Raw genomic sequence first — 14368 nt, 5'->3', positions numbered from 1 at the left:
GGAGTAGCACCGAATGAAACTTCCGATTTATTTTGATTACGCAGCCACCACTCCAGTCGACCCTCGTGTCGCTGAGAAGATGATGCAGTTCCTAACGCCTGATGGCCAATATGGTAACCCGGCATCGCGCTCGCATCGTTTTGGTTGGCAGGCTGAAGAGGCGATTGATATCGCTCGCAACCAGATTGCTGAACTGATTAATGCCGACCCGCGTGAAATCGTTTTCACTTCGGGTGCAACTGAGTCAGACAACCTTGCGATTAAAGGTGCGGCTGAGTTCTATCAGAAAAAAGGCAAGCACATCATTACGGTGAAAACCGAACATAAAGCGGTGCTCGACACTTGCCGTCAATTAGAGCGTGAAGGCTTTGAAGTGACTTACTTAGAGGTAGAGTCAGACGGCTTGATCGATATCGAGAAATTCAAAGCAGCGTTGCGTGAAGACACTGTGGTGGTCAGCGTGATGCACGTGAATAACGAAATTGGTGTGATTCAAGATATCGAAACCATCGGTAACTTGTGCCGTGCCAATAAAACCGTATTCCATGTGGACGCGGCACAGAGCGCTGGCAAAGTCGACATCGACTTGCAGACCCTGCCGGTTGATTTGATGAGTTTCTCAGGCCACAAAATGTATGGTCCAAAAGGGATTGGCGCATTGTATGTGCGTCGTCGCCCGCGTATCCGTTTGAATGCGCAAATGCATGGCGGCGGTCACGAGCGCGGCATGCGTTCAGGTACTTTGCCGACGCACCAAATCGTTGGCATGGGTGAAGCTGCGCGCATCGCCAAGGAAGAGATGGCAGCAGAACGCGAGCGTTTCTTCGCACTGCGTGAGCGTTTGTGGAACGGCGTCAAAGATATCGAAGAAGTGTACATCAACGGCAACATGGAACACAGCGTGCCGCACATCTTCAACATCAGCTTTAACTTCGTCGAAGGTGAAAGCTTGATCATGGCATTGAAAGACCTCGCCGTATCTTCAGGTTCAGCCTGTACATCGGCCAGTCTTGAGCCGTCCTATGTGTTGCGTGCTTTAGGTCGCAACGATGAATTAGCGCACAGCTCGATTCGCTTTAGTTTCGGCCGTTTTACGACCGAAGCAGAAATCGACCACGCTATTGAACAGATTCAGAAATCCATTGGTCGCCTGCGCGACATGTCACCCCTTTGGGAAATGTACAAAGATGGCGTTGATTTAGAAAGCGTCGCTTGGGTGGCTCACTAAGAGAGGTAAAGTGGTATGGCATACAGCAACAAAGTAATCGACCATTATGAAAATCCACGTAACGTAGGCTCGTTTGAAAAAGACGATCCGAGCGTTGTAACCGGTATGGTTGGCGCCCCAGCATGTGGCGACGTGATGAAGTTACAGTTGAAAATCAACGATCAAGGCATCATTGAAGATGCTAAGTTCAAAACTTATGGCTGCGGTTCAGCGATTGCATCAAGCTCATTGGTAACAGAATGGGTGAAAGGTAAGTCAATCGATGAAGCGGCACAGTTGAAGAACACGCAGATCGCTGAAGAGCTAGCATTACCACCAGTGAAAATTCACTGTTCGATCTTGGCGGAAGACGCAATCAAAGCTGCGTTGGAAGATTACAAGAAGAAGCACGCTAGCTAAGTTTTAGCTGTTACTAGTGAACGAATGAGGCAGGAATGGCAATCACCATGACTGAAGCGGCCGCGCAACGTGCGCGGTCGTTCTTAGAACAACGCGGTAAAGGCGAGGGGATTCGGTTAGGCGTTAAAACTACCGGTTGCTCGGGTCTTGCTTACGTGATGGAATTCGTCGATCAAGTCGATGACACCGATACTGTGTTCGAAGAGAAAGGTGTGCGAATCATCATTGACGGGAAAAGTATGGTTTACCTTGACGGTACCGAGCTGGATTACGTCAAAGAAGGTTTGAACGAAGGTTTCGAGTTTAACAACCCAAACGCCAAAGGCGAGTGCGGTTGCGGCGAGAGCTTTAACGTCTAACTATGAACCACTACGAGCTTTTTGATTTGCCGGTTGGCTATGCGGTCGACTTGGCGGATTTGCAACAACGCTATCGCAAGCTGCAACAAACCATGCACCCCGACCGTTTCGCCGCTGGTAGCGAGCGCGACAAACTGCGTGCGGTGCAATTAACCTCGCAACTCAACGATGCTTACCATACGCTGCGCGACCCTTTGGCGCGTGCAGAGTATTTGCTGTTGTTGCGCGGTGTTGAATTGCAGCATGAGCAGCAGACTTTGCAAGATCCTGAGTTTTTGATGGCGCAAATGGAGTGGCGTGAGCGTTTAGCGGAACTCGATGCGACAGATTTTAGCGCATTAGATGCGGCGGGCGCTGATTTACAGCGTGAGCAGGCTGCGTTGCAAGCCGAGCTGGAACAGGCTTTGAACGCTTCTGAAGATGAGGTTGCCGCCGACACCATCCGCAAACTCAAATTTATGCGCAAGCTTGGCCGCGAACTCGAAGCTCTAGAAGAGCTGTAGCCCGAATCACGAATCACGAATAACGAGGTTTCAATGGCACTTTTGCAAATTGCAGAACCTGGACAAAGTACCGCCCCGCATCAACATCGGTTGGCTGCAGGTATCGACTTAGGTACCACCAACTCACTGGTCGCTACCGTTCGTAGTGGCGAAGCCAACGTTTTGAAAGACGCAGAAGACCGCGCCATTTTACCATCAGTGGTTTACTACGGCGCTGATGAAATCTGCACCGGCTATGAAGCACTCGCAAAACACAGTGACGCTAGCATTGCCACTGAAGATACCATCGTCTCAGTCAAACGCTTTATCGGCCGTACTATCGCCGATGTCGAGCGCAACTTTTCTAACTTACCGTACCGCATGAGCGAAACCGAAAACGGCGTTCCCGTTTTTCATACGTCTGCGGGCGCACGCAATGCGGTAGAAGTGTCCGCCGATATCCTGCGGACCCTCGCGGCTCGTGCCGAGGCCTCTTTGGGTGGCGAGCTGACCGGCGTGGTGATCACCGTACCGGCCTATTTCGACGATGCCCAACGGCAAAGCACCAAAGATGCAGCGCAACTCGCTGGCTTAAAAGTCTTACGTTTATTAAATGAACCGACCGCAGCAGCGGTTGCCTACGGCCTAGATTCCGGTCGTGAAGGGCTGATTGCCGTTTACGATTTAGGCGGTGGTACTTTTGATATTTCAATCTTGCGGCTGCAAGGTGGCGTGTTTGAAGTATTGGCGACCGGCGGCGACAGCGCCCTTGGCGGCGATGACTTCGACCAGTTGATTGTCGGACATTTGAAACAAGTCTGGGGTCTTGATGACGCCGTGCCGGCGCGCCTCGAACGCTCGCTGGTCAACGCCGCCAAACACGCCAAAGAATCTCTCACCTCAGCTGAGGAGGTCGAAATACACGTAGCCCGTAGTTCTACTACGGGGCAACAAGCATCCAACGCCGATGCCGTCACCGAAACCCTCACCACCACCCTAACGCGCGCGCAACTCGACGAACTGATCGAGCCATTAGTGCGCCGCACGATTTTAAGCTGCCGCCGTGTCCTCAAAGACGCTGGTGTCGACGCCGCAGAAATCTTAGACGTGGTCATGGTCGGTGGTTCGACCCGCGTACCACGTGTTCGCTCAGCCGTTGGCGAATTCTTCGGTCGTGAACCGTTGACCTCTATCGACCCTGACCAAGTGGTCGCGATTGGCGCCGCCGTGCAAGCTGATATCTTAGCGGGCAATAAGCCAGACTCAGACATGCTATTGCTCGACGTGATCCCATTGTCACTGGGTTTAGAAACCATGGGTGGTTTGGTAGAAAAAGTCATTCCGCGCAACACCACCATTCCAGTGGCGCGTGCGCAAGAATTTACCACCTTCAAAGACGGCCAAACCGCGATGATGATCCACGTGGTGCAAGGTGAGCGTGAGCTCGTTGATGACTGCCGTTCATTGGCGCGCTTCGTGCTGACTGACATTCCGCCACTTGCTGCAGGCGCCGCGCACATTCGTGTGACCTTCCAAGTGGATGCCGACGGACTCTTGAGCGTGACTGCCATGGAAAAATCCAGTGGCGTGAGTGCCTCGATTCAAGTAAAACCTTCTTATGGCTTGAATGATGAAGACATTTCGCAAATGATCACCTCGTCAATGACCAACGCCAAAGAAGATATGGCCGCACGCATGCTGCGCGAACAGCAAGTCGAAGCCGACCGTGTGCTCGAAGCCTTAAGCAGTGCCTTAGCAGTCGATGCCGAGTTGCTTGATAGTGATGAACGTGAACGCTTAGACAATGCGATGGCAGCCTTGCGCGAAGCCCGCGCAGGCACCGAAACCGCCGCCATCGAGAAAGCTATCGAAGCTGTCGATAAAGCTAGCGAAGACTTCGCCGCGCGCCGCATGGACGCCGGCATTCGTAAAGCCTTATCAGGCAGTAACGTCAACGAATTGTAACGGGGATACCAATGCCACAAATCGTTTTTTTACCGCATGAAGAACTGTGCCCTGAAGGCGCCGCCATCGAAGCCAATGATGGCGAAACCGTGCTTGATGTCGCCCTCCGTAATGGGATTGGCATCGAACACGCCTGCGAAAAAGTCTGCGCCTGCACCACCTGCCACGTATACGTGCGCGAAGGCTATGACTCACTCGCCGAAATCAATGACAACGAAGACGACATGCTCGACAAAGCCTGGGGCCTCGACCCCGACTCACGCCTGAGCTGCCAAGCGCGCCTCAACGGCGAAGACCTCGTCATCGAGATCCCCAAGTACACCATCAACATGGTCAAAGAAAACCACTGATAACCCTCAAAAAAACACCCAGAAAGGGCAGCCCTCTTTTAGTCGCATTATACCTAAATTGATATAAAGAAAGGGCAGCCCTCTTTGGTTGCTTTATGCCTGTTTCGATATAACGCCATCTTTACGTAATTCTGCGGGATTTTAGGTTGAATATCTGTTAACGAAACGCAATAATCGGGTTTCTATGCTCCGAATCAATCAAGGAAGTCCAATGCTGTTCCCGCGTTACTCGTTTGCGCTCTTCATTGCTTGCACGCTGAGTGCTTGCGGTGGTGGTAGCGATAGCACCCCTCAGCCGCCTGCGCCCGTCGCCTACTCAGCTCAGAATGACAGTGCCGAAGTAGAACTAGGCGAGAGTGTCGATATTGACGTTTTAGCCAACGATAGCGGTGATAACAGCACTGATTTCGCCATTGTATCAGTGAGCGAACCCTCGACTGGTAGTGTCACCATAAGTAACAATAAAATCTCATATACGCCGGGCGAAGACTTTCTCGGTGAGGTGACATTTGACTACACTGGAACCAATGGAGCCAATGAGTCTAGTGCATCGATAACGGTAAGCGTGGCTGCAACAGTCACAGTGGCCGGCCGAGTTGCGATACCACAAATGGGCGGTGGTGAAGTCGTGGCGACAGTGAACGATAGTGATTATCAGACCACGATTGCCGGCGATGGCAGCTATAGTCTGTCGCTTCGTATCACAGATGCCAACGATACGCGCAATATAATTTTACGCGCAAAAGGCGCTGCAGACGCCAGCTTTATTACCCTAAGCTCGGAGTTGCCGGCCACCGCTGAATTACTTGAGCAGGCCAGTACTGATCGCACTTTAACCGCAGATGAGAATGCAAAAGTAGTACTAACGCCCTTTACCACTGCCGCCACAGTGCAACTGCTTAACGCAACCGCTGATGCGTCATTAGATGCGTCGAATCTAACAGCGCTTTATCGCCTTATTGATGCCGAGTTGCTTGCTGAAATGGCTGCTGTGACGCACTACCTGAGCAACGGTAGCGCCGAGCAACTACCAAATGGCCTGACCACGATTGAAGAGCTGTTATTCGATGCACAGCAATTGAATGCTTTCAGCGCAGAGCTTGCAGAAAATGGTGAGCTGGTAATGGCGTTAAACCAGCTTGCCGAGAATGAGGCTAACACCGCTTCCATCGATCCTGCTGAATTTCGCGGTGATCTCATCCGTTTTTCTAACTTCAGCGAGTTCAAACAAGAGCAACTTGCATTAGGTTTACGGGTTGCGGAAACCGACGTAGTGACCTTTCAAAACAATCCCGAGCAAGGTTTCGATTTTGACGGCAAGCGCTGGGCGCGTGACTTAGTCTACGAAAACCGCAGCCAACTCACTGCTGGACAATTTATCATGCTTTATGGCGATTACTTTGATCCAGACGCTATTGACCAACTGCAACAAGCTTTCAGCAACGGTGAAGTGAATGCTCTTGTTGAGCTCTACAGCACACAAGAAAACATGCGTTTGACGCCGGTGCTGGCAAACGGCGGTATGCTGACGCTGCATATTACCTCTAGCATTTATCTCGAACCATCGCCCATCGAGACAGATAGCGGTGTCATTACGCTCAACAAATCGATTTATCGCAACAATTCTACTTTTGCGACCTACGGCCATGAACCGCGCCTTCGTAGCGGAACGTCATTTGCCTTGGACACGTCGCAAACTCGAATCATGTATGGTTTGTTCGACTATTACAATGCTACAGAATTTGCCGGGACCAGCGATGCCTACTCAGCGCATTTGCGCACCGAATTCACGCCAACTAACGAAACCAGTGGCACTTTGTTCCGCCCACAAACCGGTGACGAAGGTAGTTACGAATTAAGCCAAGATGGCACAAAACTAAGCATTACGTGGGCTGCCGACAATTTATATGTAAGTCACGAAGATTGGTACATGTTCACTAACGAAGCGGGGTACGAACATGCGATCGCCCATCGTTACCTCAAAGACGGTAATCATTATTCGGCGATCGTTCCGTTTATTCGTAAAGTTCCTGACCTAAGCTTTGTAGATTACATTAACGGCACCAGCGCCTTGCAAGTACAAAGCCTCGAAGAAACAATTTTTACCACGACCGGCGAGTTGCGCGACTTGAATGAAATGTACGGTGTCACTGGCTTGATTTGGCGCGACGATGGCGCACTCGATCGCATGGGTGTTATCTGTGCTTATCAGTCTGGCAGCAGCAATGGTTGTAGCGCGGAATATGAAGTCCGAAATTACTCATGGTGGCGTCCAGAGGGAGAGAATGTTTACTCCAACTTCCGTTGTATCGACGAATCTTGTGGCGGCCTGCTGTATGAGCTGCTAGGCATGCGTCAAGCTCCTGAGATTGCGATTTCCTACTACACGGCGAATTACCCCGCAGGGCTTGGTCCATTGGGTGATTTGATCACTCCTGAAGAAGTGCATTTTGCCGGCGCGTACTTGCGTTATTTCCATGCGGTTGAGATCGACACTCAAAGCGCCGAGTCTGCAGCAGCACTAGCAATGCCAAAGGCAATAGGCAAGCATCAGCAACCACTGATGTTGGAGTATCCAGCAGAGCCTGCTCACCCAAGCGCAGAATTACAGCCTTAAAAAGTCAAAGAAAAGGAGTGGAAACCCTCCTTTTCTTTACTCAAGTTTTTCGGCGAATGTGCGTTTAAATTTCGCCAGTTTGGGACTGACAACCGCCTGGCAGTAGGCGTTTTGCGGGTTACGTTCCACGTAGTTCTCGTGGTATTCCTCAGCTGGCCAGAACTTTTCTAACGGCTGCAGCTCGGTCACAATTTCATCTTCCCAAGTACCCTCAGCACGCATTTCAGCAATAATCTTTTCTGCCTCCTCACGCTGCTCATCGGTTTGGTAGAAAATGGATGAGCGATATTGCGTGCCTACGTCGTTGCCTTGACGATTCAACTGTGTCGGGTCATGCAGTGCAAAAAAGATCTCCAGAATCTCACGAACACTCAACGCGGTCGGCTCAAAAGTAACCTGAACCACCTCCGCATGCCCAGTACTCCCCGTACAGACTTCCTCGTAAGTAGGGTCGGCTTTATCACCACCCGCGTAACCCGACTCTGCTTTTAAAACGCCGCGTACCTGCTTGTAGGCACCTTCGATGCACCAAAAACAACCGCCACCTAATGTAATTTGCTGTGTCATATACTGCTCCCAATAGACGTTTAGACATCTATACCATGTTCAGCACAATCTTAAAAGTCCTTACGAAAAATTCTCTAGGGGCAGAGCTCCCCCCTCCGCACCGCAAAAAAAGAAAGGGCAGCCCTTCCTTTATATCGGTTTAGGCATAAGGTGGTGAAAGGAGGGGCTGCCCTTTTTAGGGGGTGTTTGCGCGGTGGTGGTGGCGTGCGGGTTGTTGAACATGTATAATCCGCGCGACTTTAAATTAGCTAGCCTATATCGATTGGAGACACATCATGGCTTTAGAACGTACTTTATCAATCATCAAACCTGACGCTGTTGCAAAGAACGTGATCGGCGGTATCTACAACCGTTTTGAAACTGCGGGTCTGCGCATTGTTGCTGCAAAAATGATGCACTTAAGCAAAGAGCAAGCGGAAGGTTTCTACGCTGAGCACAGCGAGCGTCCTTTCTTCGGCGCTTTGGTTGAGTTCATGACTTCTGGTCCAATCGTGGTAAGCGTATTGGAAGGTGAAGATGCAGTGAAGCGTCACCGCGAAATCATGGGTGCGACTAACCCATCAGAAGCATTGGCAGGAACACTACGTGCTGACTATGCTGTATCTATCGACGAAAACGCGGTACACGGTTCAGACGCAGTTGAATCTGCAGCTCGTGAAATCGCTTATTTCTTCGCTGACGAAGAAGTTTGCGCACGCACTCGCTAAAAAAAGCGAAGAGCGTAGTTCGAACGCTACGCTGTTCGTCCGCTTCGCTGTTCGTCCGCACTGCGTGCTGTTGGTAAATTCCAAACAGCGAGCGCAGTGAGCGCACGAACAGTGAGGCATCGCCGAACGCACGAATCACGAATAACGAATCACGGATCTTATGAACGCAGTAGACAAAAAAGTTAATCTTCTCGACTTGAATCGCCAAGGCTTGCGCGAGTTCTTCCAAGAACTGGGCGAGAAGCCATTTCGTGCCGACCAAGTGATGAAGTGGCTTTATCACTACTGTATTGACGACTTTGATGAGATGACCAATCTCAACAAGCCGTTACGAGAAAAGCTCAAGCAAGTTGCTGAAATCCGTGCGCCAGAAGTGCGCGTACAGCAACAATCGTCGGACGGCACGATTAAGTTCGCGATGACTTTATTCGACGGTCAAGACGTCGAAACGGTGTGGATCCCAGAAGCGGACCGTGCCACCTTATGCGTAAGTTCGCAGGTAGGTTGTGCACTTGAATGCACTTTCTGTTCAACTGCGCAGCAAGGTTTTAACCGCAATCTACGGGTTGCGGAAATCATCGGCCAAGTATGGCGGGTGAATAAGATTTTAGGCGCTTTTGGTAATACCGGCATCAAAGCCGTAACCAACGTCGTGATGATGGGCATGGGCGAGCCATTGCTGAACCTTAACAACGTGGTGCCAGCCATGGAATTGATGCTCGATGACAACGCCTTTGGCCTGAGTAAACGCCGCGTCACCTTGAGTACTTCAGGTGTAGTGCCAGCACTTTACAAGCTGAAAGAGCAAATTGATGTCGCACTTGCTATCAGCTTGCACGCGCCGAATAACGAGTTGCGTGACGAAATTGTACCGATCAATAAAAAGTACAATATTGCCGAATTCCTTGAAGCAAGTCGTCACTATATTGATGGTTCAAAAGCCAACAAGAGCATCACTATTGAGTACGTGATGCTTGATCACGTCAACGATTCGACGGACCAAGCGCACGAGCTAGCCGAAACACTTAAAGATACGCCGTGTAAAATTAACCTCATCCCGTTTAACCCGTTCCCCGGCAATGATTATGGTCGCTCGAGCAACTCGCGCATTGACCGCTTTGCTAAGGTTCTGATAGAAAAAGGTTATATTGTGACGGTACGGAAAACACGTGGCGATGATATCGATGCCGCTTGTGGACAACTTGTCGGTGACGTCGTCGATCGTACCAAGCGTATCCTGAAGAAACAGCAAGCGCAGCGCGGCGGCAGCGGCATAGACGTGAAAGTCTCGTAAAATAAAGCGGCAAAATGTAGCCAGCCACGCCTGTTCGGGATAGCATAGCAGATGTTCAACGAGGGCCCGACATGCGATTACTCCAATTTGTTCTATCCGCAATAGTATTGCTGAGCCTGACGGCATGCGTCAGCCAACGCACTGTCGACGGTAAAGAAACGCCAGCGCAGCAGTTCAATGCGCAAGAAGCTGCAGCCACGCGTCTCGCGCTGGGCTTAGAATACTTGCAAACCGGCAACTATCCGCAAGCTCGGCTAAACTTAGAGCGCGCGCGTGACTACACACCCAATAATCCCTCAGTTATCACCGGTTTAGCCTTTTACTATCAACAGGTAAAAGAGTATCAGACAGCAGAAAAATACTACCGCGAAGCGATTCGGCTGCAGCCTAACAATGGCGATACCCATAACAACCTTGGCGCATTGCTCTGCACCATGGGGCGTTACCAAGAAGCCGATCAACATTTTCAAGCCGCACTTGCGCTACCGGAATATGTTAAAGTAGCTACGACCTATGAAAATGCGGCACGCTGCGCAGCAAAAGCGGGCAATCTGCAAAAATCAGATGACTACTTTCAGCGGGCGATGAATCATACGCAGGGCAGCAGTGCAGTGCTTGAAAGTTATGCTGCCGCTCTTATTGAGCAACAGCGTTTGCAAGAAGCTGCAGAGGTACTCAAACGTCGCGCCGAATTTCCGCAATTATCAGCGGAATACCTGTGGCTTGAAACCGAGCTTGCGCGACAACAGAACAACTCAGCGCGTCAAAGAAGTTACGGCGAGCTGTTATTATTGCGCTTTCCTGACTCGCGCCAAGCGCGGGCTTACGAAGCGCGTACGCAATAACCCAATGTTTATTAAGTGACCATGACTGTAGATAACGAACAGCAACACCCCGCAGATGAAGAAGTACTGACCGAGCGCACCGCGGATACGGTGACGCCGGGGCAACTGCTTAGCCAAGCGCGTGAGCGCAAAGGCTTAAGCCAGCAACAGGTGGCAGATAGCCTGCGTTTGCGAGTTGCTGTCATTCAAATCATTGAAGCAGACGACTACGATAAGTTGGCCTCGCCAACTTTTGTACGAGGCTACTTGCGCTCCATGGCAAAAGCTTTGGAAGTGAATGAAGAGCAAATTTTTGCCGCCTACCGTGCGACTCATCAAGAAAAAACCACTGACACATCGGCGAGCATGCGTAGCTTCTCGCGTAGAAAAGTACGCGAGCGCAACGACAGTCGACTGCGCTGGATCAGCTACATTATTATCATTGTGGTCATCGCATCTGCCTTACTATGGTGGTGGCAAGATAGTGGTTTTAGTATGGATAGCATCACCGGTAGTGAAGATGCGCCGACCGAACAAGAAGCGCAACAGGCGCGTGAAAGTAGCCCTGATATTCCTCAGGTCGTGCGGCCAAGCACTAACGGTATGAACGGCCAGCAAGTGCCAGAAGACGAAATCGACACCAGTCAAACCTCAGCAGTGATTGTCGAGGGTGGTGAAACACCAAGCGAGCCGCCGCCGTTGCCGATCGATGAGCCAACGGAAGAGCCAACGGACGAATCAGCAGAAGCGTCGACTGAAGAGCCAATAGAAGCTTCAACCGACGAGCCAGCGCAAGAACCAACCGAAACTGCACAAGACAGCGCACCGGTGGTTACTGACGAATCAGCAGCTGATCTGGTCTTTACCTTTAACGATGCCTGTTGGGTCAAAGTCACCGACGCCACTGGCGAAGACATCGCGATTGGTGTAAAAGCCGCCGGTTATCGCATGGAACTGACGGGCGAAGCGCCTTTTGATATCATTCTGTGCAGACCTGAAAGTGTGGCCATCACGTATCAAGGTGAACCGGTAAATCTAGACAATTTTGTCCGCGAACGCAGCGTGACCTTTACGCTTAATTAAGCACGCTCAACTCAACGCGAACAACAGCATACGAAGTAAGTTTATGATGCATGAGAACCCCATTAAACGTCGCCCTTCGCGACGCATCTACGTAGGTAATGTGCCGATTGGCGATGGCGCACCGATTGCCGTGCAATCGATGACCAATACCGAAACCACCGACGTTGCCGCCACCGTTAAGCAAATTCAAGCAATTGCTGATGTCGGCGCCGATATCGTGCGCGTTTCGGTACCCACCATGGACGCGGCGGAAGCGTTTAAATTTATTAAGCAGCAAAGCCCAGTGCCGTTAGTGGCAGATATTCACTTCGATTATCGTATCGCGCTAAAAGTCGCGGAATACGGCGTTGACTGCTTGCGCATCAACCCCGGCAACATTGGTAACGAACAACGCATTCGCGCAGTGGTCGATGCTGCCCGTGACCGCAATATTCCCATTCGTATTGGCGTCAACGGCGGTTCGCTAGAAAAAGAAATTCAAGAAAAATATGGAGAACCGACGCCGGCAGCGCTGGTTGAGTCGGCGATGCGTCACGTGGATATTCTCGACCGCCTGAACTTTCAAGACTTCAAAGTCAGCGTCAAAGCGTCAGACGTGTTCTTAGCGGTTGAGTCCTATCGCTTATTGGCGAAGCAAATCGAACAACCTTTGCACCTTGGTATCACCGAAGCGGGTGGTTTACGCAGCGGCGCGGTCAAGTCTTCGATTGGTTTGGGCATGCTGTTAGCCGAAGGTATCGGTGACACCTTGCGTATTTCGCTAGCCGCTGACCCTGTTGAAGAGGTCAAAGTCGGCTTTGATATTCTGAAATCGTTACGTATTCGCAGCCGTGGCATTAACTTTATTGCCTGCCCCAGCTGCTCGCGCCAAGAGTTTGACGTGATTGCCACAGTGAACGCACTTGAGCAACGTCTCGAGGACATTACCACGCCCATGGACGTGTCGATTATCGGTTGTGTGGTCAATGGTCCAGGTGAAGCCTTAATTTCGCATATCGGCTTAGCTGGGGCGAAGAGTAAAAGTGGTTTTTACGTGAATGGCGAACGGCAAAAAGAGCGTTTGGATAACAACGATCTGGTCGATCAGTTGGAACGCCATATTCGTGCTCGCGTAAAACAGATGGAAGCGGAACAGATTCCTGTGAAGCAAGCGTAAAGCTGCGGTATACTACCCGTCATTTTTTCGAATTCACGTACATCAACGGAACGGTAAGTTAGATCGTGGCAAAGACAATCCAAGCAATTCGTGGCATGAACGACATCCTGCCGGAGCAAAGTCCGGCCTGGCAATATGTCGAAGGGATTCTGCGCCAAGTCGCTGCAGCCTACACCTATCAAGAGATCCGCATGCCGGTGCTCGAGAGCACTGACTTATTTAAGCGATCCATCGGTGAAGTGACCGACATTGTCGAAAAAGAAATGTACACCTTCGATGATCGCAACGGTGACAGCCTGACCTTGCGCCCAGAGGGCACTGCTAGCTGCGTGCGCGCGGGTAACGAGCACGGTTTGTTGTACAACCAAACCCAGCGTTTGTGGTACATGGGGCCGATGTTCCGCCATGAGCGTCCGCAAAAAGGACGTTATCGCCAATTCCATCAGTTTGGTATCGAAGCCTTCGGTATGGAAGGTCCAGATATTGACGCTGAAGTCATTCTTTTATCAGCACGTTTGTGGCAGCTGTTTGGCATCGCCGAGCAGGTCGAGTTGCAATTGAACTCGTTGGCGTCGAACGAAGCGCGTGCGCGCTATCGTGATGCGCTCCGCGAATTTTTGCGCGCCCATGAAGACCAACTCGATGAAGATTCTAAGCGTCGTCTCGATAGCAATGTGTTGCGGGTGCTTGATAGCAAGTCACCAGAAACCCAGCAAGTACTCGAAAATGCACCGAAATTGTCCGAGTATTGGGACGATGCATCGCGTGAGCATTTTGCGGGTTTGACCCAGCGCCTCGACGCTGCGGGTATCAAGTATGTGCTGAACGAGCGTCTTGTGCGCGGTCTTGACTACTATAACCGCACGGTGTTTGAGTGGGTGACCACTGAACTTGGCGCGCAAGGCACTGTTTGTGCCGGTGGTCGCTACGATGGCCTGGTCGAACAACTGGGCGGCAAAGCAACGCCGGGAATCGGTTTTGCCATGGGCATTGAGCGCTTAGTGCTGCTGCTCGAGTCGCAAAATAAAGTGCCTACGGAGCAGACCGTTGATGTGTACGTTATCGCGGTGAACGAAAGCGCGGAACTTAAGGCGCCGGCCGTTGCCGAAAAGCTTCGAGACCAAGTTGCTGGGCTTAAAGTGCAACTGCATAGCGGTAGCCAAAATATGAAGAAAAAACTGGCAAAAGCAGACAAATCAGGTGCTGCCTTTGCCTTGATTATTCGTGATGAAGACTTCGAACTAAAATACTTACGCGAGCGCAGCGAAGACGATCTCATCGTCTCCAGTTTAGCTGAGCTAACGTCAGTCCTCACGAATAACGACTAACGAATAACG

Annotated in this window: 14 protein-coding genes; 13 read left to right on the top strand and 1 reads right to left on the bottom strand. The window is 51.1% G+C overall.

The genetic code is table 11. From position 1 onward, the window contains the following. The first annotated feature begins 13 nt into the window (after positions 1-13). The 7 genes from ACJ8W9_RS06755 to ACJ8W9_RS06725 all read left to right on the top strand — a co-directional run bounded on the left by ACJ8W9_RS06755 (position 14) and on the right by ACJ8W9_RS06725 (position 7400). Complete coding sequence (locus ACJ8W9_RS06755) at positions 14-1228, top strand: IscS subfamily cysteine desulfurase (RefSeq protein WP_411359112.1); 1215 nt, start codon at positions 14-16, stop codon at positions 1226-1228. 15 nt (positions 1229-1243) lie between these two features. Next, positions 1244-1627 (top strand): Fe-S cluster assembly scaffold IscU, encoded by a 384-nt coding sequence (gene iscU, locus ACJ8W9_RS06750; RefSeq protein WP_034731569.1) that lies wholly within the window; start codon positions 1244-1246, stop codon positions 1625-1627. 35 nt (positions 1628-1662) lie between these two features. Then, positions 1663-1986, top strand: a complete 324-nt coding sequence (gene iscA / locus ACJ8W9_RS06745; RefSeq protein ID WP_411359111.1) for an iron-sulfur cluster assembly protein IscA — start codon at positions 1663-1665, stop codon at positions 1984-1986. Between the two features lie 2 nt (positions 1987-1988). Then, a complete protein-coding gene (hscB, locus tag ACJ8W9_RS06740) occupies positions 1989-2489 on the top strand; it encodes a co-chaperone HscB (protein WP_411359110.1) in 501 nt (166 codons plus the stop codon). 33 nt (positions 2490-2522) lie between these two features. Next, the gene (gene hscA, locus ACJ8W9_RS06735) at positions 2523-4433 is read left to right on the top strand and encodes a Fe-S protein assembly chaperone HscA (protein WP_411360728.1); all 1911 of its coding nucleotides are present in this window, start codon (positions 2523-2525) and stop codon (positions 4431-4433) included. An 11-nt stretch (positions 4434-4444) separates the two neighbouring features. Then, complete coding sequence (gene fdx, locus ACJ8W9_RS06730; protein ID WP_411359108.1) at positions 4445-4783, top strand: ISC system 2Fe-2S type ferredoxin; 339 nt, start codon at positions 4445-4447, stop codon at positions 4781-4783. 211 nt (positions 4784-4994) lie between these two features. After that, positions 4995-7400, top strand: coding sequence for an Ig-like domain-containing protein (locus tag ACJ8W9_RS06725; protein WP_411360727.1), 2406 nt, complete (start codon positions 4995-4997; stop codon positions 7398-7400). A gap of 36 nt (positions 7401-7436) precedes the next feature. Here ACJ8W9_RS06725 and msrA read toward each other — a convergent pair whose 3' ends face one another. Then, positions 7437-7967, bottom strand: a complete 531-nt coding sequence (gene msrA / locus ACJ8W9_RS06720; RefSeq protein WP_411359106.1) for a peptide-methionine (S)-S-oxide reductase MsrA — start codon at positions 7965-7967, stop codon at positions 7437-7439. Positions 7968-8242: 275 nt separating this feature from the next. Between msrA and ndk the strand changes: the two genes are divergently transcribed. From ndk to hisS, 6 genes are all read left to right on the top strand, one after another. Further along, positions 8243-8674, top strand: coding sequence for a nucleoside-diphosphate kinase (gene ndk, locus ACJ8W9_RS06715; protein WP_411359105.1), 432 nt, complete (start codon positions 8243-8245; stop codon positions 8672-8674). Between the two features lie 160 nt (positions 8675-8834). Continuing rightward, positions 8835-9968: a bifunctional tRNA (adenosine(37)-C2)-methyltransferase TrmG/ribosomal RNA large subunit methyltransferase RlmN gene (locus ACJ8W9_RS06710; RefSeq protein ID WP_411359104.1), complete on the top strand. Its 1134-nt coding sequence runs from the start codon at positions 8835-8837 to the stop codon at positions 9966-9968. Positions 9969-10039: 71 nt separating this feature from the next. Next, positions 10040-10813, top strand: coding sequence for a type IV pilus biogenesis/stability protein PilW (gene pilW, locus ACJ8W9_RS06705; RefSeq protein WP_411359103.1), 774 nt, complete (start codon positions 10040-10042; stop codon positions 10811-10813). A gap of 21 nt (positions 10814-10834) precedes the next feature. Next, positions 10835-11875 (top strand): RodZ domain-containing protein, encoded by a 1041-nt coding sequence (locus ACJ8W9_RS06700; RefSeq protein ID WP_411359302.1) that lies wholly within the window; start codon positions 10835-10837, stop codon positions 11873-11875. A gap of 43 nt (positions 11876-11918) precedes the next feature. Further along, positions 11919-13031: a flavodoxin-dependent (E)-4-hydroxy-3-methylbut-2-enyl-diphosphate synthase gene (gene ispG / locus ACJ8W9_RS06695; RefSeq protein WP_411360726.1), complete on the top strand. Its 1113-nt coding sequence runs from the start codon at positions 11919-11921 to the stop codon at positions 13029-13031. 65 nt (positions 13032-13096) lie between these two features. Next, positions 13097-14359, top strand: coding sequence for a histidine--tRNA ligase (hisS, locus tag ACJ8W9_RS06690; RefSeq protein WP_411360725.1), 1263 nt, complete (start codon positions 13097-13099; stop codon positions 14357-14359). Positions 14360-14368: the final 9 nt, after the last annotated feature.

Origin of the sequence: Pseudidiomarina salilacus, from assembly GCF_047323925.1 — a bacterium.
Lineage (GTDB): Bacteria > Pseudomonadota > Gammaproteobacteria > Enterobacterales > Alteromonadaceae > Pseudidiomarina > Pseudidiomarina salilacus.
The sequence above is the reverse complement of the archived record's forward strand: the minus strand, read 5'-3'. Positions and strand labels throughout refer to the sequence as shown.